The organism is Leifsonia sp. RAF41 (assembly GCF_052114085.1).
Classification (GTDB): Bacteria; Actinomycetota; Actinomycetes; order Actinomycetales; family Microbacteriaceae; genus Leifsonia.
In genome coordinates this window covers 1289412-1313892 of sequence record NZ_JBFREB010000001.1, presented here as the reverse complement: position 1 = coordinate 1313892, position 24481 = coordinate 1289412, and the positions used below count along the sequence as shown (strand labels likewise).

Genomic DNA, 24481 nt, shown 5'->3' with positions numbered 1-24481 from the left:
GTCACTCCCCTCCGAACGACGGGCTGTGCTCGCGGGCGTACTGAACGTAGCTGTTGCTGACGCCCTGCGGCACCATCGGCCAGACCATCGCGTCCGCGCTCACGACGAAGTCGATCACGACCGGACGGTCGTTGGTCTCGAGCGCGAGCTTGATCGCCGCATCGACGTCTTCCTCTTTCGTGACCCTGATGCCGAGTGCGCCGTACGCCTCGGCCAGCTTCACGAAGTCGGGGATGCGGACGGTGTCGTGACCCGTGTTGAGGTCGGTGTTGGAGTAGCGACCGTCGTAGAAGAGGGTCTGCCACTGCCGCACCATGCCGAGCGACGAGTTGTTGATGATCGCGACCTTGATCGGGATGTTGTTGATCGTGCAGGTGGCGAGCTCCTGATTGGTCATCTGGAAGCAGCCGTCGCCGTCGATCGCCCACACCACGCGGTCCGGTTGCGCGACCTTCGCGCCCATCGCCGCGGGCACTGAGTAGCCCATCGTGCCGGCGCCGCCGGAGTTCAGCCACGAGTTGGGACGCTCGTACTTGATGAACTGGGCCGCCCACATCTGGTGCTGGCCGACGCCCGACGCGTAGACGCCCTCCGGCCCGGTCAGCTCACCGATCCGCTGGATGACGTACTGCGGGGCGAGGAGGCCGTCCGTGGTCGGCGTGTAGCCGAGCGGGAACTCCTCGCGGAGCCCGTTCAGGTAGGTCCACCACTCGACGAGGGTAGGCCTGCCTGCCCTCGTCGCGTCCTGGTAGGCCGCGGTCAGATCGACGATGACGTCCTTGGCATCGCCGACGATGGGGACGTCGGCGACTCGGATCTTGGAGATCTCAGCAGGGTCGACGTCGACGTGCACGATTTTCGCGTCGGGCGCGAACAGGGAGGTGTTGCCGGTGACGCGGTCGTCGAACCGCGCACCCAGGGAGACGATGAGGTCGGACTCCTGCAGCGCCAGCACCGCAGGAACAGTGCCGTGCATTCCCGGCATGCCGAGATGCTGCTTGTGGGTGTCCGGGAACGCGCCGCGAGCGGTGAGCGTCGTGACCACCGGCGTGCCCGTGGCCTCGGCGAGTTCGAGGAGCTCCTGCGACGCCCGCGAGCGGATCACGCCGCCGCCGACGTAGAGGACCGGCTTCTTCGCCTCGGCGAGCAGCTGGGCCGCTGCCAGCACCTGCTTGCCGTGCGCTTTGGTGATCGGCCGGTAGCCCGGCAGGTCGACCTTGGGCGGCCAGACGAACGGCGCCGCGTTCTGCTGGGCGTCCTTCGTGATGTCGACGAGCACCGGACCCGGTCGGCCCGTGCCCGCGATGTGGTACGCCGCCGCGATGGTCGCCGGGATGTCTTCCACGTCTTTGACGAGGAAGGAGTGCTTGGTGATCGGCATCGTGATGCCGACGATGTCGGCTTCCTGGAATGCGTCCGTGCCCATCAGCGTCGAGAACACCTGACCGGTGATGAACACGACCGGGACGGAGTCCATGTGCGCATCCATGATCGCCGTGACGAGGTTGGTCGCGCCGGGACCGGAGGTCGCCATGGCGACACCGATCCGGTTGGAGGCGACCGCGTAACCTTCGGCCGCGTGACCGCCCCCCTGCTCGTGGCGGACCAGGATGTGACGGATCTTGGTGGAGTCCATGATCGCGTCGTAGATGGGGAGGATCGCACCGCCCGGCAGGCCGAAGACGTCGGTGACGCCCAGGAGCTCGAGGGTGCGGACGACCGACTGGGAGCCAGTCAACTTCTCGGGCGACGCCTTACCGGGCGCCGCGGACGGCAACACACTGCTGGGGGTTGCATCCGTGGACATGGATGTCATCAGTCCCTTACGTACGAACGGTGGTTTACGGAGCGCGAGTTGCGCCTAGCCGGTGACGGCTCCTTCTGCTGCGGAGCGGACGAGCTTGGAGAACTTCGCGAGAACGCCACGGGTATAGCGCGGAGGAAGAGGCGCCCAGCCTTCACGGCGGGCGGTCAGCTCTGACTCATCGACAAGTAGGTCGAGGGAGCGAGCCGCGATATCGACCCGTATCAGATCACCATCGCGCACGAAGGCGATGGGACCTGCGTCCACCGCTTCGGGTGCTATGTGGCCGATGCACAGGCCGGTTGTGCCGCCTGAGAATCGTCCGTCCGTCAATAGTAGTACATCCTTGCCGAGCCCTGCGCCCTTGATGGCCGCAGTGATGGCGAGCATCTCGCGCATCCCCGGGCCACCCTTCGGGCCTTCGTAGCGGATGACCACGACGTCGCCGGCGAAGATGCGCCCCTCGGTCAGGGCGTCCATCGCCTCGCGCTCGCGCTCGAACACGCGGGCTGGGCCTTCGAAGACCTCGGCGTCGAAGCCGGCCGTCTTCACGACGGCGCCGTCGGGGGCGAAGCTGCCCTTGAGGATGGTGATGCCGCCGGTCGGGTGGATGGGGTTGTCGAGCGTCCGCATCACCTCGCCGTCTGGAGCGGGCGGGTTGATCTCAGCGAGGTTCTCGGCGACGGTCTTGCCGGTCACGGTCAGGCAGTCGCCGTGGAGCAGGCCGGCGTCGAGCAGGGCCTTCATGACGACCGGCACGCCGCCGTGGCGGTCGACGTCGTTCATGACGTACTTGCCGAAGGGCTTGAGGTCGCCGATGTGCGGGACCTTGTCACCGATGCGGTTGAAGTCGTCGATCGTGAGGTCGACCTCTGCCTCGTGCGCGATGGCGAGCAGGTGGAGTACGACGTTGGTCGAGCCGCCGAACGCCATGGCGACGGCGATGGCGTTCTCGAACGCTTCCTTGGTCAGGATGTCGCGGGCGGTGATCCCCTTCTTGAGAAGGTTGACGACGGCCTCGCCCGAGCGGTGAGCGTAGTAGTCGCGGCGGCGGTCCGCCGAGGGCGGGGCCGCGGAGCCCGGGAGGCTCATCCCGAGCGCTTCGGCGACGGAGGCCATCGTGTTGGCGGTGTACATGCCGCCACAGGCGCCTTCGCCCGGGGCGATGGCGCACTCGATGCGCTTGAGGTCCTCCTCGCTCATCTTGCCGGCCTTGCATGCACCGACCGCCTCGAAGGAGTCGATGATCGTGACGTCTTTCTCGGTGCCATCGGAGAGCTTGACCCACCCCGGAGCGATCGACCCGGCATAGAGGAACACTGCCGAGAGGTCGAGCCGCGCGGCCGCCATGAGCATGCCCGGAAGCGACTTGTCGCACCCCGCGAGCAGAACGGTGCCGTCGAGGCGCTCCGCCATCATGACCGTCTCGACCGAGTCTGCGATCACCTCGCGCGACACGAGCGAGAAGTGCATGCCCTCGTGACCCATCGAGATGCCGTCGGAGACGGAGATGGTGCCGAACTGGAGCGGGTAGCCGCCGCCTGCGTGCACGCCCTCTTTAGCGCCCTGTGCGAGACGGTCGAGCGAGAGGTTGCAGGGGGTGATCTCGTTCCAGGACGAAGCGATGCCGATCTGCGGCTTCTCCCAGTCTTCATCGCCCATTCCGACCGCGCGGAGCATCCCGCGGCTGGTGGTGGCTTCGATCCCGTCAGTGACGACGCGCGAACGCGGCTTCCAATCGACTTCTGGCATGGGTCAACTCTAGAACGTCTCGAATGCCGCTCCGAACATGTGGCCGAAGCCGTGGAGAGCCGCCCGCCGCGTCAGTCTGTGGACGATTTCAGGTGCGCCTCGCGCGCCTGAGCCAGCAGGCCGAGCAGGGTCGCTATCGCGCGCTCGTCGGCCACGCGGTACTGCGCGGCCGTCTCCCCCGTCCCGACCTTGATGCCGACGTCGCCGCGCTCGGGTCGCAGCACCGAGAAGCCGTCCTCGTCGGTGACGTCGTCCCCGGCGAACAACACCGCGGTCGCCCGCGTGTATTCGCGCAGCCGTTCGACCCCGTCCCCCTTGTGCGCCTCGCGCACCGAGAACTCGATGATGTCCTTGCCATCCCGGATCGTCAGCGCGGAGCTGACCCCGGCGGCCGCCTCCCGCGCTCGCGCGACGACCTCCGGTCCCCGGTCGCCCACCAGCCGGTAATGCACCCCGAAGCCGACCGGCTTGGTCTCCAGCTTGGTGTCCGGGACGCTGTCGACGAGCGCCTGGAGCGCATCCCCCAGCCGTTCCATCGTGCGCCGCTCGTCGTCGCTCAGATCGAGCGAGACGCCGTCGCGACCGAAGCGGATCTCCACGCCGTGCGAGCCGACGAGCAGCGCATCCTCATCGGCCTCGGTCACCGTCTCGAGACTCGACAGCGGGCGGCCGGAGACATATGCCACCCAGGTGTTCGGCAGATGTTCGAGCCGATCCAGTGCTGCCTTCGATTCGGGCAGCGCGCGGGCGCCGCGCGGGACGTCGACGAACGGCGCCAGCGTCCCGTCGAAGTCGAGGGCGAGCAGCAGCCGCTCCTCAGTGGCCAGCTTCTGCAGCGCGGATGCGAGAGCGATGGCGGAGGCGGGCGGGAGGTGCGAGGCGGTGTCGGTCATGGTCCTTCGGAAATGCAGATCGGAAAACGAGAAGTGGGATGCGCTCAGCGCCGGTTGACCGGCGGGTCCTGGAGCGGGTGGTCGCCGTGCGCGGCGCGGGTGAGGGCGTCGAGGAACGATGCCGACCAGCGGGCCACATCGTTCGTCAGCACCTTCTTGCGCAGGGCGCGCATCCGTCGAGTGCGGTCCCGCTTCGGCATCGCCAGCGCCTGCAGGACGGTCTCCTTGAGGCCCTCGATGTCGTGCGGATTGATCAGCAGTGCCTGCCGCAACTCATCGGACGCACCGGCGAACTCGCTGAGTACGAGGACGCCGTCCTCGTCGACGCGGGTCGCGACGTACTCCTTCGCGACGAGGTTCATCCCGTCGCGCAGCGCGGTCACGAGCATGACGTCCGCCGCCAGGTACAGGGCCACCATCTCCTCGCGCGGATAGCCGTGGTGCAGGTAGGCGATGGCGGTGTGGCCGAGGGTGGAGTAGTCGCCGTTGATGCGTCCGACCGTCAGCTCGATCTCGTCGCGCAGCTGGCGGTACGTCTCGACGCGCTCCCGGCTGGGGCTCGCCACCTGGACGAGCGTGACGTCCTCCGCGCGGAGGCTGCCCTCCTCCAGCAGCTCGCCGAACGCCTTCAGCCGGTGGCCGATCCCCTTGGTGTAGTCCAGCCGGTCGACGCCGAGCATGATCTTCTCGGGGTTCCCCAGCTCCTCCCGGATCTCCTGGGCGCGCGCCTGGATGTCCGGGCGCCGGGCGAGGTCCTGATACTGGTCGGCGTCGATCGAGATCGGGAAGGCGCGCGCCAGCACCGTGCGCACCAGGCCGCCGCGGCGGTCGGTGGTGACGTGGCGGTGGGAGCCGGCATCCGGGTCGTCGGTGTCGATCGGCACCTCGATGATCGGACCGCGGGTCTCGTAGCCCTTCAGCCGCCGCACCGCGCGGGAGAAGTTGCCCGCGTCCGCGACACGCTGGAAGCCGATGACATCCGCACCGAGCAGGCCGTCGATGATCTGACGACGCCACGGCAGCTGAGAGTAGATGCCGTACGGCGGGAACGGGATGTGGTTGAAGAACCCGATCACCAGGTCCTGGCGGAGTTCGCGGAGCAACGCCGGGACCAGCTGCAGCTGGTAGTCGTGCACCCAGACCACCGCTCCCCGGGCGGCGACCGACGCGGCGGCCTCGGCGAACCGCCGGTTCACCTTGACGTAGGAGTCCCACCATTCGCGGTGGTAGCTCGGCTGCGCGATCACGTCGTGGTAGAGCGGCCACAGGGTGTCGTTCGAGAAGCCCTCGTAGTACTCCTGCAGCTCCTTTTCGGAGAGCGGCACCGGCAGGATGTTGATGCCGCCGGCCTCGAACGGCTCGATCTCCTCGTCGGAGACGCCCGCCCAGCCGATCCATACGCCGTCCTGCGATCGCATCACCGGCTCGAGGGCCGCCACCAGTCCGCCGGGCGAAGGCCGCCAGTCTGCGTTCCCGCTGTCGTCGACCACCCGGTCGACGGGGAGGCGGTTGGACACGATGATCAGGTCGTACGTGTCGCCGTCGGTCGCAGTGTCGGTCGCGGAGGTGGTCGGAGCAGGTGTGGCGGTGATGGTGGGTCAACTCCCTCGGAGGGGTCGGGACGTGAACACCAGCCAGGGTACCAGCGACCCTTGCGGCGGCTCCGGGGGGGGGGGGGGTTACTGCGCCGTACCGAGCAGTTGTATGAGCCTGCTCGCGTACTCGGCGTAGCCCGTCGCGGTCGGGTGGAAGATGTCCGGACCGGTGGTGTTCAGCCACGGCTTCCTGTCGCCGATCGCGTGCCCGGCGAAGTCGACCGGGAGATAGGTCATCGCCTTGCCGTCGGCCCTCTGCTCCTCGACGGCCTGGCGGATGACCTCGTTCAGCCCGAGGGTCGCCGCGTTGATGGCTGCCGCGGTCTGGAAGTCGGGTGCACTCGGGTCCGACGAGTCGTAGAGCAAGGTGTACCCGGTCACGACGATGCGCGCGTTCGGTGCGGCCTGAGCGACGGCGCTGTAGACGGTGTCCAGCCGGTCGGGCAGCACGTTCAGGAGGGACAGCGCCGCGGTGACCTGGTTGCGGCAGGCGACCGCCTTGCCGGCAGCACAGTCGCCGGCGATCGCGGCGACGCCGAGGTCGTTCCCGCCGATGCTGACGGTGACCAGGTCGGTGCGGTCGTCCAGCGCGATGAGCTGATGCTTCAGCAGGTCGGAGGTGGTCGCGCCCGCGCAGGCGGCATTGACGACGAGGTCGATGCCCGCCTTCCGCGCGAAGACGGAGGGATAGGCGTTGGCGCTCAGCCGGCACTTTCCCTGCTCGGCCCCCGCGCCCATCCCGGCCGCGAAGGAGTCGCCGATCGCGACGTACCGGGTGGATGGGGTGAGCGGCTCGGTGCGGAACGGGTCCGGTGCGGCTGTGGGCGTCGGAGAGGCGGTGGCCGCCTGGCGCGGCTGATCGGCGCTGCTCGGCGCTCCGGAGCATGCGCTCAGCGCGAGCGCCGCGGAACCCATCAGGAGCACAGCGACGGCGCGGACCACACGGGAAGCGCGCGGCGCGCGGGACTCTCGGGATGCTTCGGGTCGCATCCCTCAGACACTAGACCGCGAGCCTTGGCGAACGCTCACACTCGCTCGGTGAGTGCGAGCAGGATGGCGAGCACCGATTCGGAGAGCCGCTCCTGGAAGGTGCGCTGGTCGTCGGCGAGCACCGCCCGCGCCTCGCCGTTGGCGCACAGCTCCGCGATGACCCGTACACCTTCTTCCGGATCGATGATGAACCGCCGGCGCGCGCTGGTGAGCGCCTCGACGACGATCTCGGTCAGGTCGGCGAAGAACTCGTCCTGGTAGCGGAGGTAGTCGGCCGCGATCGCGTGGTCGCGGAGGGCCATCAACTGGAACTCCGCTTGGACGAGCCACCAGCGCCGGTCGTCGGACTGCAGCTCGAGGACCCTCGTGATCGTCTGGAGGACGTCCTCGTCGGCGAGTTCGCCTCCCTGCTCTCCCACGAGAGGCGTGAGGAACTGGGCGACGCCCGAGTTCAACTGCTCCAGCCGGATGGTCTTCTCGCGATCCATGAGCGCGAAGAAGAGCTCCTCTTTGCTGGAGAAATTGGAGTAGAACGCGCCGCGGGTGAACCCGGCCGCCTCGGCGATCGTCTCGACGCTGGCCGCGCGGACGCCCTGCTCGGCGAAGACGTCGAAGGCCGCGTCGAGCAGACGCCCCCGGGTGCGCTGACGGCGCGCGGACTCGGTGCGTGCGTCTTCACTGAGAGTCGTGCTTTCCAAGCTGAAACCTTCCTGAATTCAACTTTCGATACAGCAGTGTATCCGATACGGTTCTGTACGGATACATCGGTGTATCGAACCTCGTCCATCCTTTTCGGTACTCACCCACTGGAGAACCCGTGTCCTCGCTCCTGTACTCGGTCGGCCGGTGGGCCTATCGCGCTCGCAAGCTCGTCGTGATCATCTGGATCGGACTCCTCGCCGTTCTCGGCGGCGGCGCCCTCCTCTTCAATCAGGGTACGGACAACAGCTTCAGCATCCCCGGCACCGAGTCGCAAGAGGCGCTCGACACGCTCAGCCGCACATTCCCGCAAGTCAGCGGTACGACGGCTCAGATCGTGGTCGTCGCCCCCGACGGTCAGACGGTCGACGACGGCGACATCAAGCAGCCGATCGAGGATGCGGTCGGCAGCATCACAGACATCCCGGGAGTCTCCGGCGTGAGCTCTCCCTACTCGAAGCAGGTCAAGAACCTCATCTCGGACGACCGTTCGGCGGCCATCATCACCGTCCAGCTGAAGGGCCAGATGACGACGGTGACGGCGGAGACCAAGACCGCCGTCAAGGATGCCGGAGCCGACCTCGCGAAAGCGCTTCCAGACGGCGCCAAGTCGGCCGTCGGCGGTCAGCTGTTCTCGCAGAATCTGCCCACCCTATCGGTCATCGAGCTGCTCGGCGTCGGCATCGCGCTCGTGGTACTGATCCTGACGTTCGGTTCGTTCCTGGCCGCCGGGATGCCGCTGCTCACGGCCATCCTCGGGGTGGCGATCTCCATGTGCCTGATCTTCATCGCCACCCTGTTCGGCTCGATCTCGTCGACAACGCCGATGCTTGCCCTGATGCTGGGCCTCGCTGTCGGCATCGACTACTCGCTGTTCATCATCTCGAGGCATCAAGGGCAGTTGAAGGCGGGAGTGCCGCCCGAGGAATCGGCGGCACGCGCCGTCGCCACGGCCGGCTCGGCCGTGCTCTTCGCCGGGCTCACCGTCATCATCGCACTCGCCGGACTCGCGGTCGCAGGCATCCCCTTCCTCACGACGATGGGCATCGCCGCCTCGGCGGCGGTCGCCGTGGCCGTGGTCATCGCGCTCACGCTGACGCCCGCGCTGCTCGGCTTCGCCGGCGCGCGGCTCACCCCGGGTCGCCGGAAGGCTGCTCGCGCGGCGAAGCGACGGGAGGCCGACGCCCCCGCCGAGACCGCCGGCGCTTCAGCCGAGACACCCGCTCCCGCCTCAGCTCCTGCACCCGCGGCGGACTTCGCTCATGCCGCGACGGCAGAAATCCCGCCGGGCTTCTTCCGAGGCTGGGTCCGGACGGTCACGCGCATCCCGATCATCACGGTGGTCGCGGTCGTCGTCGGCCTCGGGATCGCGGCCCTCCCCGCCCTGCAGCTCCGGTTGGCCCTCCCCGACGCCGGGTCGCAGCCCGAGAGCTCCCCGGCCCGCGTCGCCTACGATCTGGTCTCCGACCACTTCGGACCGGGCTACAACGGGCCGCTGATCGTCACCGGCTCGATCATCCAGAGCTCCGACCCGGTCGGTCTGATGAAGAAGATCGGCGACGAGATCGCCGATCTCCCTGGCGTCGCCTCGGTGCCGCTCGCTACACCGAACGCGACCGCCGACACCGGAATCGTACAGGTCGTGCCGACCACCGGCCCGAACGACCAGAAGACCGCGGACCTGGTCGCCGAAATCCGCTCGAAGCACCAGCACTTCCTCGACGAATACGGCGTCGACCTCAAGGTCACCGGCAACACGGCGGCTCAGATCGACGTGTCGTCGCGCCTGGCCGGTGCTCTGCTGCCGTTCGGCATTCTCGTCGTCGGCCTGTCCCTCATCCTGCTGACGATGGTGTTCCGGTCCATCGCGGTTCCGATCAAGGCGGCTCTCGGCTACCTGCTCTCGGTGGGCGCGGCGTTCGGCGCGGTGACGGTCGTGTTCGAATGGGGGTGGTTCGCGGATGCACTCCACGTCGATAAGACAGGCCCGATCATCTCGTTCATGCCGATCATCCTGATGGGCGTGCTCTTCGGCCTGGCGATGGACTACGAAGTGTTCCTCGTCAGCCGGATCCGCGAGGACTACGTCCACGGCGGAAACGCGCGACGCGCGATCCAGAGCGGTTTCGTCGGCTCGGCGAAGGTGGTCACCGCCGCCGCGATCATCATGATCTCGGTGTTCGCCGCGTTCGTGCCGGAAGGCGACGCCTCCATCAAGCCGATTGCGCTGGGACTCGCGGTGGGCGTCTTCGTCGACGCCTTCCTCGTCCGGATGACCCTCGTACCGGCCGTGTTGCAGCTGCTCGGCGAGAAGGCCTGGTGGATGCCGCGCTGGCTCGACCGCATCCTGCCCTCGTTCGACGTGGAGGGCGACGGCCTGCAGAAGGAACTCGAGCTCGCCGAGTGGCCAGAGCCGGGAGCGAACCTCGTCGCCGCGGCCGATGGCCTCACGGTCAGCGCGCGCAAGCGCCGGCTGGTCGGCGACGTGTCGTTCCGACTCGGCGACGCCGAGGTCCTCGTCGTCCACGGCGGCGACCGGACGGCCTCGCTCGCCCTCCTCATGGCGATCACCGGGCGCACGCACCTCGACGGCGGGACCGTCAAGGTCGCGGGCTTCGTGCTCCCGACCCGCGGATCGGCCGTTCGCTCGCGAACGTCGGTCGTCCGGCTCGATCGCTCCGAGACCCCGGTCGAAGACATCCGCCGAGCGCTGGACGGCCGGCCGCAGCTGCTCGCGCTCGACGCCGTCGATTCCGTCACCGACCCGGTCGAGCGCCGCCGCATCCACGGCGAACTCACCGCCGCACTCAGCCGGGCCCGGGTCGAGGAGCGGCCGTTCGCGCTCGTCGTGAGTTGCGTCGAGCCCTCCGGCCTCGACGACCTGCTGCCGTCCAGCGTCGAGACGACCGCCGTCGACCTGGACGACGAGCCGCGGGGGCCGCGCGCGCTCGCCGCGTCCGATCCCTCCGACACCGACCGCGCCGAGCACGGCGCCCACCTCGAGAAGGCCAACGCCTGATGAACACGCCACCCTCTCCCCTGCGCCGCCCGGGTTCGCTCTTCTCGCTCGAGCGGATGCGCTCGGACAAGCGCATCACCTGGCTCACCATCCTCGGCATCCTCCTGGTCCCGATCGTCATCGGCGGCCTGCTCGTCTGGGCGCTCTGGAACCCCACCGAGCGTCTCCACGACGTGAAGGCGGCTGTTGTCAACCTCGACCAGCCGATCAAGCTCAACGGCCAGACCGTTCCCCTCGGCCGACAGCTGGCGGCCGGCCTCCTCGACGCCAAGAACGACAACTTCAGCTGGGTACTGACCGATAAGAAGGATGCCGACAAGGGAGCCGCGAGCGGCGAGTACGTCTCCGTGGTCACCATCCCGGAGAACTTCTCGAAGGCGGCGACCTCGACGGCCGGCGCGGCCTCCGACGCGACCCAGGCGACCATCGACGTGCGCACGAGTCCCGAGTCGAAACTGGTGGACCCGGCCATCAGCCAGGCGGTCACCACCACAGCGACCTCGGTTCTGAACAAGCAGCTCACGTCGACGTACATCGCGAACGTGTATGTCGGGTTCAACACGCTCGGCGAGCAGCTGGGCAAGGCGGCGACCGGTGCCGATCAGCTGACCGGCGGACTCACGCAGCTGGCGAGCGGGACGCACCAGCTCGCCGACGGTGCGGCGCAGCTGGCGACCGGCGCGTCGTCGCTCGCGGGCGGGGTCTCGCAGCTCTCGGACGGCACGTCCGGGCTGGCGAGTGGGCTTCAGCAGCTGTCTGCGAGCGGACCGGCCCTCGACCAGGGCGCGCAGCAGCTCGCGGGCTCAGCCGCAGCCGCGTCGTCGGCTCTCACTCCCGCGACTTCTGCGATCAATGCCGCCACAGCGCAGAACTGCGCGCCGCCCATCGTCGATCCGAAACTCGCCGCACTCTGCCAGACACTCAGCGATCAGCTGGTGAACCTCAACACGGCCCAGGCCTACAGCGCTGGCGTCGCCTCGGGAGCCGGCACCTTCGCGTCGCAGCTGGGCAAGTACACGGGCGGGGTCGCCCAGTCGTCGGCGGGCGCGCAGCAGCTCGCCTCCGGCGCCTCCCAGTCGGCGGAAGGCGCAGCCGGGTTCGCGACCGGCGTCCAGCAGCTGAGCGACGGCATCCCCGCACTCGCCTCGGGCGCGGACCAGTCGGCCTCCGGTGCCGCCTCTCTGGCGACCGGTCTGCACACCGCCGTCAAGCAGCTCCCGAGCTACGACAGCGGTGAGCGGACGAGCCTCGCGAAGGTCGCGGCCGAGCCGGTCACGCAGAAGAGCGCCGGTACGGCCGCGTTCGGCAGCACGAGTATCCCGCTGTTCGCCTCCGTCGCCCTGTGGCTTGGCGCACTGGCGACGTTCCTGGTGCTGCAGGCGCTGTCGCGTCGCGCGCTGCTGACGTCGCGGGCCGCCGGGCGTATCGCGCTCGACGGCTTCCTTCCGGCGGCGGCGCTCGGGGTGGTCCAGGGCGCCCTGGTCGCCGGTGTCATGGCTCCCGCGCTCGGACTCGACGCCGGTCACTGGTTCGGCTTCGCCGGCCTCGCAGCAGCGACCGGGATCGCGTTCGCGGCCGTCAACCACGGGCTCGTGGCGCTGCTCGGCGGGATCGGGCGATTCCTCTCGATGCTCGTCGTGGTGGTGACGCTCGCCTCCGGCATCGTCTCGACAGCCCCCGCCTTCTTCGACGCAGCGCTGCCCTGGCTGCCGACGTCGCCCGCGATCACCGCGATGCAGGGCGCCATCGACGGCTCGGCGGATGCGTGGCGCGGGCTCGGCGGCCTGCTCCTGTGGGCCGCATTCGGCTTCGTTCTGGCACTCATCGCCGTCGCGCGGCGCCGCGTCGTCAACGCGGCACAGCTGCTCCCCGCCGAGTAGCCGCACGGACTGGTCCCGACACGCCGTCAGGTCGACACGCGTGACGGCGTGTCGGGACCACTAGATCGTGTACGCGAGCGCCAGCGTCGCGAGCACGACGGTCACCGGCGCGACGATCAGCCCGAGAAGCATGTAACGGCTCCAGCGGATCTCGACGTCGAACGACGTCAGCCGCTGGTGCCAGAGCAGGGTGGCGAGCGACGCCCACGGCGTGATCAGCGGTCCGGCGTTCACACCGATCAGCAGTGCCGCCAGACGCGCCGGGCTGTCCGCGACGGGCTCCAGCGCCAGATACGCGGGGAGGTTGTCGATCGCGTTCGCTCCGACCAGCCCCGTCAGCGACAGCCGCAGCAGAGCGAGCGGCGACTCCCCGGTGCCGGACACGGTCGCCATCAAGGTCCCCAGTCCGGCCGCATGCAGCGCCTCGATGAACAGGAACAGCCCGAGGGCGAGCAACACAAGCTGCCAGGGAAGCAGGCCGAACCGCAACACTCCCCGTCGACGGACCAGGAACACGACGGCGAGCACGAGCGCCGCGATCGTCGTCGGCAGCCAGACCGGAATCCCGGAGACCAGCAACGGGATGAGCGCGACCACGACAGCGCCGGAGATCCAGAACAGCACCGGGTCCTCGATGCCGTCCTCCTCGCCCGTCTCGTAGCGGACGAGCAGCGAGCGCCGCGCGATGATGAAGACGACCACCATCGGCACGATCATCGCGACGAGCGCCGGGGCGAGCATCAGCGATGCGAAGGCGGCAGGCGAGGGGTCGCCCATCGTGTGCTGCGCCAGCAGGTTCGTCAGGTTGGAGACGGGGAGCAGCAAGGAGCCGGCATTGGCCATCCACACGGTCGTCAGCGCGAACGGCAGCGGGTTGAGCCCGGCGTGCCGAGCCATCACGATGACCACAGGGGTGAGCAGCACCGCCGTGGTGTCGAGCGACAGGAAGATCGTGCTCAGCGCGGCGACGAGCACCACCAACAGCCAGAGCACCCACGCGCGACCGCGGCCCCACCGGGCGGTCTGCTGAGCGAGCGCGGTGAAGACGCCGGCTTCCGCGGCGAGCTCGGTCACCACGGTGATCGCCACGACGAACAGCAGGATGGGCCAGACCCGGTCCCACAGCTCGACGACCTCCGGAACGGGCAGCACTCCGGTCGCCACGGCGATGCCGCCGAATACGAGGAGCACGGCGCCCACGATTGCGGTGCGCATTCTCCTCCTCCCGGTCCCGACTGTGGAAGCGTACGCTACGGGACGACACCGAAAGGAACGGGATGCGCAAGTACCTCTTCAACGGCGCCGTGATCAGTGCGGCGGTCGGACTGTGGACCACCATCCGTTCGTCCCAGAACGGGCCGCGCGATTGGCGCCTCCCGCTGATGTGGATCAACGCCGGGATCTCGCTGGCGCTGGCCGTCGGCGCAGTGCTGCAGGAGTCGCGGGAGGCGTCGGAACGCGAATCCAAGCCCGTTAAGGCCCGAAAGGGTCGCTGACCCGCCGATTTCCGCCGATTCTCCCGGCGTGTCCAGCGGGTTTCCGCGCTGGATGTCCAGGACACTTGTATTCAACAGTGAACCTGGAAGGGGTTGCGCGATGTTTGGTCGTAGGCGGCATGTCGCGGCAGTTGCGGCGGCTCCAGTCCCGCAGTTGACGGACGCCCAGATCCTCGAGCTCGTGCACACCAAGGTTGCGGAGCTGATCGGCGAGAACGGCGAGTGGACGGTCATCCGTCGCGCGCAGAACGACACCGACGCCATCTTCCATTCGATCCTCGCCCAGTCGGTCTCGGTCGGCATCGCCGCAGCGATCGCCGAAGCACGCCGCCGGCTGGAGGCCGGTGAAGCGCTCTCGGAGCCGCAGCATCTCGCGCCGGCCGTCGCCGACGCGCCCGCCACGATCGTCGAGGAGACGGTCGCGAGGGAGCCGGTCGCGGTCGTGGCCGAAGCCCCCGCCGCCGACGAGCCCGCAATCGAGCCGGTGCCTGCAGCCGAGCTTGAGCCGGCCGCGTTCAGCTGGGAGCCGGCGCCCATCACCCAGTGGACGGACCTGCGCAAGCCGGTGACCGGGGAATTCCCGGTCGTCGCTCACCGCTCCGCGGCCTGACGGCGGCCTTCCGCCGTCAGCCGAGCTCCGGCCAGTCCTTCGGACCTTCCGACCCCGCCGGATATTCCTCCAGCGGCACCTTCCCGTCACGCCAGGCCTTCAGCACCGGCTCCACGATCCGCCAGCACTCCACCGCCGTGTCCGCGCGGACCGACAGCGTCGGGTCGCCGTCGAGGATGCCCTCGAGGACTTCCCCGTACGCCAGCAGCGCGCCCGGCCCGAACTCGGCCGTCAAGGTGGTCCGTTCCAGCTCGTACGGGTCGCCCGTGCCGTTGATGTTGACCTCGAGCGACATGGAGTCGGGCGCGAACATCAGCCGCAGCTGGGCCGGATCCATCGCTCCTTTGAGGCCGGTGGGCACGTGCTGAGCCGGCGTGAAGGTGATCACCATCTCGCGCCGCCGGCCGCCGAGGGCCTTCCCCGAGCGGAGCGTGAACGGGACGCCCTTCCAGCGCCAGGTGTCGACCTGGAGGGTGACCTCGGCGAGCGTCTCGGTCTCGCGTGACGGGTCGACTCCGTCTTCGTCCGCGTAGGCCCGCAGTTTCTTGCCGTCGATCTTCCCCGCTGCGTAGCGGGCGCGCCGGCTCGCCGTGACCGGGTCGCCCTCCCACACCTTCGTCGCCCGCAGCACCAGCTGCTTGGCGTCGCGCAGGTCGGCGGCTTCCAGCGTCGACGGCGGCTCCATCGCCAGCACCGCCATGACCTGGAGCAGGTGGCTCTGGATCATGTCCATCAGGGCGCCGGCTCCGTCGTAGTACCGGGCGCGGTTCTCGAGGCCGAGCGTCTCGTCGTAGATGACGTCGACGCGCTCGATGTGCAGGCTGTCCCAGATCGGCTCCAGGATGCTGTTCGCAAAGCGCACGCCCAGAATGTTGAACACGCTGGAGCGCCCCAGGAAGTGATCGACGCGGTGGATCTGGTCCTCGGGCACGAGGCGCGCGAGCTGCTCGTTCAGCGCGATGGCGCTCTTCCGGTCGGTGCCGAACGGCTTCTCCAGCGCGAGCGTCAGTCCCTTCGGCAGCTCGAACGTCCCCAGCGCACGGCACGCCTTGGCAGTAATGGCCGGCGGCAGGGCGAAATACAGAGCGGGCACGCCGTCCACGCTGTCCAGCAGGCTCTTCAGATCGTCCGCGCTCGTGGCGTCGGACTTGACGTAGCGCGTCTCCTTCAGGAGCCGCTTCACCGCATCCCCGGTGGCGTCGACGGTCGCGAACGACTTCTTCACCACAGCCCGCCAGGCGTCATCGTCCAGGTCGTCGCTGCTCGACCCGACCAGCGTGAAAGCACGGTCCGGTTGGTCCGTGAGCAGTTGTCCGATGGCAGGCAGGAGGAGCCGTGACGTGAGGTCGCCCGATGCTCCGAGAATCACAAGAGTGTCCACGGACTGCGTCATGCCCATCACAGTACGGCCATACTGGAAATATGTCGCTCCCCATCGAGGATTACGCCCTGATCAGTGACTGCTTCACCGGGGCCCTCGTCGGTAAGGACGGAAGCATCGACTGGCTGTGCCTGCCGCGCTACGACTCCCGCTCGATGTTCGGTGCTCTGCTCGGGACGGAGGATCACGGCCGCTGGCTGCTCGCGCCCGCCGATGCCTCGTCGACGAGCACCCGGCACTACGAGAAGGACACGATGATCCTCGTCACCCGGTGGGAGACGTCGGAGGGTGAGGTGGAGGTCGTCGACCTCATGCCGATGCACGACCACCGTGCGGACATCGTCCGTCGGGTGCGCGGCGTCCGCGGGTCGGTTCGGATGCACCAGGATCTGCGCATCCGCTTCGGTTACGCGACAGCCATCCCGTGGGTGCGGCAGGAGAAAGCCGACCGTCCGCATTCCCTGATCGCGGTCGCCGGTCCTGACGCCATCGTCGTCCGCGGCGCCGAGCTGCACCCGGCCAACCACTCCCACCAGGGCGAGTTCGTCGTCCATGCCGGTCAGACCGTCGACCTCACCCTCACCTGGTACCCCTCCCATCGCGACGCTCCCCCGGCCCTCGACGTCGAAGGGTCTCTGGAGCTCACCCGCGGCTGGTGGACGGAGTGGGCGAGTGCCAGCGAGCACCAGGGGCCGTACCGCGACGAGGTCGTCCGCTCGCTGCTCCTCCTGCGCGCGCTCTCGCACCTGGAAACGGGCGGCATCGTCGCCGCCGCCACGACCTCGCTGCCCGAGGCGTTCGGCGGAGAACGCAACTGGGACTACCGCTACGTCTGGCTGCGGGACGCCTCCCTCACCATCGGCGTGCTCCTGGCCCACGGCTACAACGGCTACATCGACCACTGGCGCGACTGGCTGCTCCGCGCGGTCGCCGGCGACCCCGGCGACGTGCAGATCATGTACGGGCTGTCCGGCGAACGCGATCTGAACGAGCGCATCATCGACAGCCTCCCCGGCTACCAGGGAGCGCATCCCGTACGGATCGGCAACGACGCCTCCACACAGTTCCAGGCGGATGTGATCGGCGAGGTCATGCTCGCCCTCGACCGCGGCCGCCGCGCGGGCAATGCCGAGACGCGCTTCTCGTGGGCACTGCAGCGGGCGCTGATGGGCTACCTCGAGCAGCATTGGCGCGAGCCGGACCACGGCATCTGGGAGATCCGCGACAAGCCGAGGCAGTTCACCCACTCGCGCGCGCTCGTCTGGGCGGCGTTCGACTGCGCCATCCGCGCCGTCGAGGACTACCACCTCGACGGGCCGGTGGAGCGCTGGAAGCGGGAGCGTGACGCCATCCGCGCCGACATCGAGTCCAACGGATGGGATGCGCACCGCGGCACCTACGTGCAGCACTACGGCAGTTCCGAGGTGGATGCGTCGCTCCTGCAGCTCTCGCAGGTCGGCTACATCGACGCGGACGACCCGCGCATGCTCGGAACCGTTCGCGCGATCGAGCAGGACCTGCTGCGGGACGGCCTGCTGCTGCGGTACCGCACCGAGTCGGGGGTGGACGGCCTGCCGCCAGGCGAGCATCCCTTCCTCGCGTGCTCATTCTGGCTGGTGGAGCAATACGCGACCTCCGGCCGCCACGACGACGCGATCCGGATGATGGATCGACTGGTCGGCCTGGCGAACGACGTCGGCATGCTCTCCGAGGAATACGACATCGAGGGCCGGTCGCACGCGGGCAATACGCCGCAGGCGCTCACGCACCTGGCCCTGGTTCGCGCAGCGGACGCGATTGGCGGCCACCCGCTGTGAGCCCCTCCCCGACCGCCGACGCGGGCACTCTGGAGGAGACCGGCACGGATGTGCTGCTCGAGCTGGGCACCCCGTGGATCACGATCGTCTGGAACGACCCGGTCAACCTGATGAGCTACGTGACCTACGTCTTCCAGTCGTACTTCGGGTTCTCCCGGCGGGAGGCGAAACGGCTGATGATGCTTGTCCACAACGAGGGACGCGCGGTCGTCGCGACAGGGACGCGCGAGGAGATGGAGCGGCATGTGGAGGCCATGCACGACTACGGGCTGTGGGCGACGCTGACCAAGGCGGACGCGTGATCCCGTTCCGGAAGCGGAAGGACGGCCGCGTGGTCGGGCGCTTCCAGGAGGAGGAAGTGCACCTCCTGGTGTCCCTGGCGGAGGAGGTCGTGGAGCTCGCGCGAGCTGCCGCCAAGCCGGACGGGGCCGCCGGTATCGACCCTGCGCTGGTCCGTCTGCTGCCCGACGCGTATCCCGGCGACGCTGCGGCGTCGGCCGAGTTCCGCCGCTTCACCGCGGCGGGCCTCGCGGATCGCAAGGAGGCGAACGCTCGCGTCGTCATCGAGTCGCTGGCCCAGAGCGATGGCGACCTCGTGGAGGTATCCCTCGACGAGGCGCAGGCGACCGCCTGGCTGCGGTCGATCACGGACATCCGCCTGGTGCTGGCGGCACGTCTCGGCATCCTCGAGGACGGCGACGAGGGCGACATCCACGACCAGGAGTCGGCGCTGCAGCGCGTGGTCTACGACTGGCTGGCCGGCGTCCAGGAGTTCCTGGTGCTGGCGCTGCAGTCGCGGCGCTGAGTCACCGGCTCGGGCCGACGCTCAGACCGGATAGCGCACCGCGGCGGCCGCTGCTCCTCCTCCGGGAACGTCCTCCGCGCGCAACGCATAGACCTTCGCCTTCGACCCGAGCGCCCGCCGCAGGATCTCGTCCACGACGCCGTACTCGCCGGGTTCGTCCTCGTCGTCCAGGGTGATCGCTCCCGTCTCGTCGTCGACCGTCCCCGGCACCCGGCGGTCGATGTCGATCACGAGCGACTCGACGGCACCGAAAGTCGCCGCACGGGCGATGTCGCTCAGGTCGACCAGCGCCGTTCCGGCGGCGATGCGTGCTTCGTACGCCTCCCGCAGCGCGGCGACTTTGCCGGCGTAGAGCCGGTCGAGCACGCCCCTGGCCTCGCCGGCGAGTTCCTCATCCGTCTTGTCCTCGGGGTTGCCGGCGATCGTCTCGGCCACCAGCCGCGGATAGTCGCTGACCCCACGGAAGATGCCCGCGAGCGGCTCCGCAGCGGCGAGGATCAGCGGCTCGGTCGAGTTCGCGAGGAGCGGGTGGAGAGCGCGTTCGATCGCCTGCGCGTACTCCAGCATCCTCACCTTCTGGCCCTCCGAACCCTGAATCCGCCCGTCGGGCGAGCGACCGCTCACCGAAGCGAGCCCGACCGCGTCGGCGACGTCGCGCGGCATCCCCGGCACGTCCATCCGCTCCGCGGGGCGGTCAGGGGTGATGTGCAGCAACCGCACGGAGTTTCCCGCCAGAGCGAGGATGAGCGCCGACTGCGGGAAGGTCAGCGCGCGCAGCAGCGGCTTCACGTAGAACCGGTCCGCGATCTCGCACGCGGTGCTGAGCCTGTTGGGGAGGCGGAAGGTCTCCGCCAGGTCGCCGTCGAGGAAGACGGCGAGAGAGCGCGACTGGTACCGCCAGAAATCGCGATCCTCCAGGATGCGCTCCCCCTCGGTCTGGATCGACTGGACGCGCGAGCGTGCCAACCCCAGCTCCTGGAGCGCTCTGACCGCGGTGCCGAGATGATTCTTGAGCTCGATGCGCGCCCGATCCGCCTCCGCCGGTGTTGTCCCGGTAGGCAGGTAAATACTCACGCAACCCGGTTGCCGGAGGGCGGAGATCCTTTCGACGTCGGCCTTGGTGGGAATGTCTTTGTACTCCACAGGTGGTCCTCCTGCCCCGTCGGTGCGGCGTCGTCGGTCGCGGTCCCGCCAGTCTCGTCGCGCGCTAGGGACCTTCACAAGAGTCATGTTGACTTTCCTCACGACCGCGCCTACCGTCCTTTAAACCGGTTTAGATGACGGCTTGGACCGCCAGCCGCACAACCTTGAGGGGTCGCAACGATGCGTAGCCGACAACTGATCATGCCGCGGGCGGCGCTCGCCTTTACTCTGGGCGCAGCGCTCGCCGTCACGGCTGTCGCGCTGCCCGCGCAGGCCGCGATGGTCGCTCCCGCGACGTCTCATTCGGCCGCTTCCGCTGTGCCGAAGCTGACGAATCTGTCGCACCTCGACTTCCTGCTCGACGATGTGCCGCTCCTCGCGGGCGTCCCCGGTCACACGACCTACCGCGCGGCCGAGGAGCCGACGGCGCGGGCGCCGTGGGTCTATGCCGACCGGCAGTCCGACGGTACCTTCCATCGCGTCGGGGGCGGTCCCGTCACGGATCCCGCGCGCGGCTGGTACGCGCAGGGTGCGTACGACGCTGACGACATCTCGCGCGCCGCCGTCGTCTATCTGCGCGACTGGAAGCAGAACGGTACGGCGTCCAGCCGGACGACCGCGTACGAGCTGCTCCGCTCGCTCACGTACCTGCAGACCGCGGACGGGCCGAACGCCGGCAATGTGGTGCTCTGGCAGCAGCACGATGGAACCCTGAACCCCTCGGCCATCCCGAAGGAGCTCCCGGACCCGTCCGATTCGGCCGAGTCGTTCTGGCTGGCGCGCACCGTCTGGGCGCTCGGCGAGGGCTATGCCGGCTTCCGCTCGGCCGACCCGGCGTTCGCGTCGTTCCTCGGCCAGCGGATGGACCTGGCCGTCTCCGCTCTGCAGCGGCAATCGCTCGCGCAGTACCCGCAGACACAGGTCGCCAACGGAGTGACAGTGCCGGGCTGGCTGATCGTCGGCAGCGCCGGCGCCACCGCGGAGGCCGTGCTCGGCCTGAGTGCGTACTCGGGCGCGAAGCCGAGCGACCAGGCCGCACGAACCGCGCTCGCACACTACGCCGAAGGCATCGCGAAGCTGCAGAGCGGAGGCGTCGGCCAGTGGCCGTTCGGCGCTCTGCTGCCCGAGGCGAACTCCCCCACCTTCTGGCACGCCTGGGCGGGGATGCAGCCCGCCGCACTCACCGCCGCGGCCCGAGTGCTCGGTGACAGCGGCCTGCAGAAGGCGGCGACCACCGACGTCGCCCAGTTCACCGCGCAACTGCTGGCGACGGGCGGCCCGGACAACGGCTGGACGCCCACCCCGGCCGATCGCACCCAGATCGCGTACGGAGTGGACTCTCGCCTCGAGAGCCTGATCGCGGCCTCCGACGCGACCGGTGCCGCGGGCCTGGCAGCACTCGCCGGAGCGCAGGCCGCCTGGTACTTCGGTGCCAACCGTGCCGGGGCTCCTGCCTACGATCCGGCGACCGGAGTCTGCGTCGACGGCATCGCCGCCGACGGCACGATCAACCACAACTGCGGGGCCGAGTCGGTCATCCACACGCAGCTCAGCATGCTGGCGCTGGATGCGCATCCAGCCATCGCCCGCGCCGCCACCTCCCTCACCCGCACGACAGCCACCGACGGACTGAAGGTCGTCGAGGCGGAGAGCGGAACCACGACGGGCCCGGTCACCACCGTCACCCCGCCGTCCGCGTGGACGGGTTCGGCCAACTGGTCGGGCGGCGCGTACCTGCAGGCGGACGCGGGCTCGACCGTGACGCTGACGCTCCCCGCGGGTCACCCCGCCGCGCGCATCCTGCCGATCGCCGACCTCGGGCCCGGAGGCGCAGGAACGACGAGCTGGACGACCTCCGTCGGACGCTTCACGCTGCCTCTCGGCCGCACGGACAACGTCCGCGCCGGCGCCCAGGGCATCGCCCCGAGCCCTGTCTTCCTGCTGCCGCAGACACTTCCCGTGCCCGTTCCCGCTCAGGCGACGACCGTGACGGCGACGGTCAGCGGCACGGCCCGGCTGGATGCCGTGCTCGTACAGCCGGTCGTCTCCCACCTGGGACTCGCGGGCACTACAAGCCTCGACGTCTACGTGAACGCGACCAAGCTGCCCGTGCCCCACAAGATCGACGCGACCGGTCCGGTCACCGCGACGAGCTACGACTCCGCCGGCCGTCAGGTCGGGCGCGCCCAGACGGTCGGCGCGCACGGCTTCGTGCTGGTCCTGCCGGGCGGCTTCACGACGGTGAGCCCGCGGTGAGCCCGGCCAGCGTCACGATCAACGACGTCGCCCGCGTGGCGGGCGTGAGCAAGTCGCTCGTCTCGCTCACGCTCAACGACCGCCCCGGCGTGAAGAGCGAGACGCGGGAACGCATCCTGCAGACCGCGCAGGAGCTCGGCTGGACACCCCACCCCGGCGCCCGCGGTCTCACCACCCGGCGCGCGTACGCGCTCGGCCTCGTGCTCCGCCGCGAAACCCGCACCATCGAGGTGGACCCGTTCTTCGCCGCGTTCATCGCCGGCGTCGAGACCGTCCTCGCCGAGCGCGGCAACGTGCTCGTGCTGACCGTCGTCCCCGACCAGGAGGCGGAAGAGCGGGCGTACGCCCGCCTCGCTGCCGACAAACGGGTCGACGGCTTCCTGCTGACCGACCTCCTGGCGGAGGATGCGCGCATCCCCCTCATCGAGCGGCTCGGCTCGTTCGCCGTGTCGCTCGGCGCACCTCCCGGCGGCAGCCCCTTCCCGGTGATCACCCGCGACTACGACTCCGGCATCGACGACCTCGTCGCCCACCTGGTCGGGCTCGGGCACCGCCGCATCGCCCACGTCTCCGGCGACGAGCGGATGCTGCACGGACTGCGCAGGCGCGAGCGCTTCGAGCGCGCGGCGCACGCGGCGGGAATTGCCCCACTGATCATCGCCACCGACTTCTCTCCCGAGCAGGGCGCCCGGGTCACCAAAGACCTGCTCGAGACAGAGGACCGCCCCACCGCCATCGTCTACGGGAACGACCCGATGGCGATCGCCGGGATGGGCGTCGCACACGAACGCGGGCTCGACCTTCCGGGCGGGCTCTCGGTCACCGGGCTGGACGGATCCCAGATCGGTTCGTTCGTCTACCCGTCCCTCACCACCCTCGACAACGACCCCGCCGGTTGGGGCATCGCCGCTGCCACCGCACTGCTGCGGCTGGTGGAGGACGGCGAACCGGCCGACGTCGCCCTTCCCCCCGCCCGGCTGGTCGTGCGCGCCTCGACGGCGCCGCCGGCCGCTCGCTCAACAGAAATCCCATCCCGAAAGGCAAACCCATGAGAAAGCGTCGAATCGTCGTCTCCCTCCTGACCGCCGGCCTCATCGCCGGCACTCTGGCCGCGTGCGGCTCCAGCGGAGGGGGCTCCAGTGACGCCATGAAGGCGCACGGCCCCATCACCATTTGGTACTCCAACAACGAGCAGGAGGTGCAGTGGGGCAAGTCCATGGTCTCGGCCTGGAACTCCGCGCATCCCAAGGAGCAGATCAAGGCTCAGGAGGTGCCCGCCGGTAAGAGCACTGAGGAAGTCATCGGCGCTGCCATCACCGCCGGCACGACGCCGTGCCTCGTCTTCAACAACCTCCCCGCCGCCACCGGTCAGTGGCAGAAGCAGGGGGGCCTCGTCGACCTGTCGAAGTTCTCCGACGGGGCGAAGTACATCGAGGCGCGCAGCGGCCAGGCCGCCGACCAGTACAAGTCGGCGGACGGCGACTACTACCAGATGCCGTGGAAGCAGAACCCCGTGATGATCTTCTACAACAAGGCGATCTTCCAGAAGGCCGGGCTCGACCCGGAGAACCCGAAGCTGTCGACCTACGCCGAATTCCAGGCGGCCGCGGAGAAGATCAAGTCCTCCGGTGCCGCGCCCTTCGCCATCTACCCGGCGCCGACCAGCGAGTTCTACCAGGTGAACTTCGACTACCTGCCGCTGCTCGCCGCAGAGACCGGCGGCAAGACCTTCATCGAGGACGGCAAGGCGACGGTCACCAGCGCGGCCTCGATGGATGTGGCCAACTTCTGGAAGCAGATCTACAGCAGCAACCTGGCCGGCAAGGAGCAGTACCAGGGTGACGCGTTCGCCGACGGCAAGGCCGCCATGGCGATCGTCGGACCGTGGGCCATCGCGTTCTATGGCGACAAGGTGCAGTGGGGCTCGGTTCCCGTCCCCACCAAGGACGGCAAGTCGGCCGACGAGACCTACACCTTCCCGGATGCGAAGAACATCGGCATGTACACCTCGTGCAAGAACCAGGGCACCGCGTGGGATGTGATCAAGTTCGCGACCAGCAAGGCGCAGGACGGCAAGCTGCTCGACGTGACCGGCCAGATGCCGATCCGGACGGATGTCGCCACCACCTTCGCGGACTACTTCAGCTCGCACCCGGCCTACAAGGAGTTCGGAATCCAGAGCGCCCACACCACGGACGACCCGACGGGTACGAACACCATCGCCCAGATGCAGGCACTGCGTGATGCCTACACGAAGGCGGTCGTCAACGGCAGCGGATCGGTCGAGGACGCGTTCAAGGCCGCAGCCCAGAAGATCGACAAGCTGCAGGCCCAGAAGTAG

At 69.0% G+C, this 24481-nt stretch carries 19 protein-coding genes; 10 read left to right on the top strand and 9 right to left on the bottom strand.

The genetic code is table 11. The features are described from left to right. Nucleotide 1 precedes the first annotated feature (1 nt). The 6 genes from AB4Y74_RS06285 to AB4Y74_RS06260 all read right to left on the bottom strand — a co-directional run bounded on the left by AB4Y74_RS06285 (nucleotide 2) and on the right by AB4Y74_RS06260 (nucleotide 7732). The gene (locus AB4Y74_RS06285; protein ID WP_441798257.1) at nucleotides 2-1807 is read right to left on the bottom strand and encodes an acetolactate synthase large subunit; all 1806 of its coding nucleotides are present in this window, start codon (nucleotides 1805-1807) and stop codon (nucleotides 2-4) included. Between the two features lie 54 nt (nucleotides 1808-1861). Continuing rightward, the gene (ilvD, locus tag AB4Y74_RS06280; protein WP_441798256.1) at nucleotides 1862-3556 is read right to left on the bottom strand and encodes a dihydroxy-acid dehydratase; all 1695 of its coding nucleotides are present in this window, start codon (nucleotides 3554-3556) and stop codon (nucleotides 1862-1864) included. Between the two features lie 71 nt (nucleotides 3557-3627). After that, entirely contained in the window at nucleotides 3628-4449 is an 822-nt protein-coding gene (gene otsB / locus AB4Y74_RS06275; RefSeq protein ID WP_441798255.1) for a trehalose-phosphatase, read from the bottom strand. 44 nt (nucleotides 4450-4493) lie between these two features. Then, nucleotides 4494-5966: an alpha,alpha-trehalose-phosphate synthase (UDP-forming) gene (gene otsA / locus AB4Y74_RS06270; RefSeq protein WP_441798254.1), complete on the bottom strand. Its 1473-nt coding sequence runs from the start codon at nucleotides 5964-5966 to the stop codon at nucleotides 4494-4496. A gap of 162 nt (nucleotides 5967-6128) precedes the next feature. After that, complete coding sequence (locus AB4Y74_RS06265; protein WP_441798253.1) at nucleotides 6129-7034, bottom strand: SGNH/GDSL hydrolase family protein; 906 nt, start codon at nucleotides 7032-7034, stop codon at nucleotides 6129-6131. Nucleotides 7035-7069: 35 nt separating this feature from the next. Then, entirely contained in the window at nucleotides 7070-7732 is a 663-nt protein-coding gene (locus AB4Y74_RS06260) for a TetR/AcrR family transcriptional regulator (RefSeq protein WP_441798252.1), read from the bottom strand. A gap of 119 nt (nucleotides 7733-7851) precedes the next feature. Between AB4Y74_RS06260 and AB4Y74_RS06255 the strand changes: the two genes are divergently transcribed. Continuing rightward, on the top strand, nucleotides 7852-10752 hold the full coding sequence (locus AB4Y74_RS06255) for an MMPL family transporter (RefSeq protein ID WP_441798251.1): 2901 nt from the start codon (nucleotides 7852-7854) through the stop codon (nucleotides 10750-10752). Beyond that, nucleotides 10752-12632, top strand: a complete 1881-nt coding sequence (locus AB4Y74_RS06250) for a YhgE/Pip family protein (protein WP_441798250.1) — start codon at nucleotides 10752-10754, stop codon at nucleotides 12630-12632. The genes AB4Y74_RS06255 and AB4Y74_RS06250 overlap by 1 nt, the downstream gene beginning before the upstream one ends. A gap of 60 nt (nucleotides 12633-12692) precedes the next feature. Here the strand turns inward: AB4Y74_RS06250 and AB4Y74_RS06245 are convergent, their stop codons facing one another. Beyond that, nucleotides 12693-13847, bottom strand: coding sequence for an SLC13 family permease (locus AB4Y74_RS06245; RefSeq protein ID WP_441798249.1), 1155 nt, complete (start codon nucleotides 13845-13847; stop codon nucleotides 12693-12695). Between the two features lie 62 nt (nucleotides 13848-13909). Here AB4Y74_RS06245 and AB4Y74_RS06240 point away from each other — a divergent pair, with 62 nt between their 5' ends. Both AB4Y74_RS06240 and AB4Y74_RS06235 read left to right on the top strand, forming a co-directional pair. Continuing rightward, a complete protein-coding gene (locus tag AB4Y74_RS06240; RefSeq protein WP_441798248.1) occupies nucleotides 13910-14128 on the top strand; it encodes a hypothetical protein in 219 nt (72 codons plus the stop codon). A gap of 154 nt (nucleotides 14129-14282) precedes the next feature. Further along, the gene (locus AB4Y74_RS06235) at nucleotides 14283-14738 is read left to right on the top strand and encodes a hypothetical protein (RefSeq protein WP_441798247.1); all 456 of its coding nucleotides are present in this window, start codon (nucleotides 14283-14285) and stop codon (nucleotides 14736-14738) included. A gap of 16 nt (nucleotides 14739-14754) precedes the next feature. On the opposite strand, the gene AB4Y74_RS06230 is transcribed toward AB4Y74_RS06235, so the two are convergent. After that, nucleotides 14755-16131, bottom strand: coding sequence for a glucose-6-phosphate dehydrogenase (locus AB4Y74_RS06230; protein ID WP_441798246.1), 1377 nt, complete (start codon nucleotides 16129-16131; stop codon nucleotides 14755-14757). Between the two features lie 29 nt (nucleotides 16132-16160). On the opposite strand from AB4Y74_RS06230, the gene AB4Y74_RS06225 reads away from it, so the two are divergent. Genes AB4Y74_RS06225 through AB4Y74_RS06215 form a run of 3 tightly spaced genes read left to right on the top strand, consistent with a single transcriptional unit; the run spans nucleotide 16161 to nucleotide 18741 of the window. Then, nucleotides 16161-17936, top strand: a complete 1776-nt coding sequence (locus AB4Y74_RS06225) for a glycoside hydrolase family 15 protein (protein ID WP_441798245.1) — start codon at nucleotides 16161-16163, stop codon at nucleotides 17934-17936. After that, nucleotides 17933-18238 (top strand): ATP-dependent Clp protease adapter ClpS, encoded by a 306-nt coding sequence (gene clpS, locus AB4Y74_RS06220; RefSeq protein WP_441798244.1) that lies wholly within the window; start codon nucleotides 17933-17935, stop codon nucleotides 18236-18238. Before AB4Y74_RS06225 ends, clpS begins: the two co-directional genes overlap by 4 nt. Further along, nucleotides 18235-18741 (top strand): DUF2017 domain-containing protein, encoded by a 507-nt coding sequence (locus AB4Y74_RS06215; RefSeq protein ID WP_441798243.1) that lies wholly within the window; start codon nucleotides 18235-18237, stop codon nucleotides 18739-18741. The genes clpS and AB4Y74_RS06215 overlap by 4 nt, the downstream gene beginning before the upstream one ends. 21 nt (nucleotides 18742-18762) lie before the next feature. Here AB4Y74_RS06215 and AB4Y74_RS06210 read toward each other — a convergent pair whose 3' ends face one another. Then, complete coding sequence (locus tag AB4Y74_RS06210) at nucleotides 18763-19707, bottom strand: baeRF8 domain-containing protein (RefSeq protein ID WP_441798242.1); 945 nt, start codon at nucleotides 19705-19707, stop codon at nucleotides 18763-18765. Nucleotides 19708-20064: 357 nt separating this feature from the next. Here AB4Y74_RS06210 and AB4Y74_RS06205 point away from each other — a divergent pair, with 357 nt between their 5' ends. From AB4Y74_RS06205 to AB4Y74_RS06195, 3 genes are read left to right on the top strand one after another with little or no spacing between them, the layout of a single operon-like run. After that, nucleotides 20065-22140: a hypothetical protein gene (locus AB4Y74_RS06205; RefSeq protein ID WP_441798241.1), complete on the top strand. Its 2076-nt coding sequence runs from the start codon at nucleotides 20065-20067 to the stop codon at nucleotides 22138-22140. Continuing rightward, complete coding sequence (locus AB4Y74_RS06200; protein WP_441798240.1) at nucleotides 22137-23192, top strand: LacI family DNA-binding transcriptional regulator; 1056 nt, start codon at nucleotides 22137-22139, stop codon at nucleotides 23190-23192. Before AB4Y74_RS06205 ends, AB4Y74_RS06200 begins: the two co-directional genes overlap by 4 nt. Next, entirely contained in the window at nucleotides 23189-24481 is a 1293-nt protein-coding gene (locus AB4Y74_RS06195) for an ABC transporter substrate-binding protein (RefSeq protein ID WP_441798239.1), read from the top strand. Before AB4Y74_RS06200 ends, AB4Y74_RS06195 begins: the two co-directional genes overlap by 4 nt.

Coding starts and splice junctions, on each gene's coding strand:
- AB4Y74_RS06285 (WP_441798257.1), bottom strand. CDS start 1,807: ATGTCCACGGATGCAACCCCCAGCAGTGTGTTGCCGTCCGCGGCGCCC.
- ilvD (WP_441798256.1), bottom strand. CDS start 3,556: ATGCCAGAAGTCGATTGGAAGCCGCGTTCGCGCGTCGTCACTGACGGG.
- otsB (WP_441798255.1), bottom strand. CDS start 4,449: ATGACCGACACCGCCTCGCACCTCCCGCCCGCCTCCGCCATCGCTCTC.
- AB4Y74_RS06265 (WP_441798253.1), bottom strand. CDS start 7,034: ATGCGACCCGAAGCATCCCGAGAGTCCCGCGCGCCGCGCGCTTCCCGT.
- AB4Y74_RS06250 (WP_441798250.1), top strand. CDS start 10,752: ATGAACACGCCACCCTCTCCCCTGCGCCGCCCGGGTTCGCTCTTCTCG.
- AB4Y74_RS06245 (WP_441798249.1), bottom strand. CDS start 13,847: ATGCGCACCGCAATCGTGGGCGCCGTGCTCCTCGTATTCGGCGGCATC.
- AB4Y74_RS06240 (WP_441798248.1), top strand. CDS start 13,910: ATGCGCAAGTACCTCTTCAACGGCGCCGTGATCAGTGCGGCGGTCGGA.
- AB4Y74_RS06230 (WP_441798246.1), bottom strand. CDS start 16,131: ATGACGCAGTCCGTGGACACTCTTGTGATTCTCGGAGCATCGGGCGAC.
- AB4Y74_RS06225 (WP_441798245.1), top strand. CDS start 16,161: ATGTCGCTCCCCATCGAGGATTACGCCCTGATCAGTGACTGCTTCACC.
- AB4Y74_RS06205 (WP_441798241.1), top strand. CDS start 20,065: ATGCGTAGCCGACAACTGATCATGCCGCGGGCGGCGCTCGCCTTTACT.
- AB4Y74_RS06195 (WP_441798239.1), top strand. CDS start 23,189: ATGAGAAAGCGTCGAATCGTCGTCTCCCTCCTGACCGCCGGCCTCATC.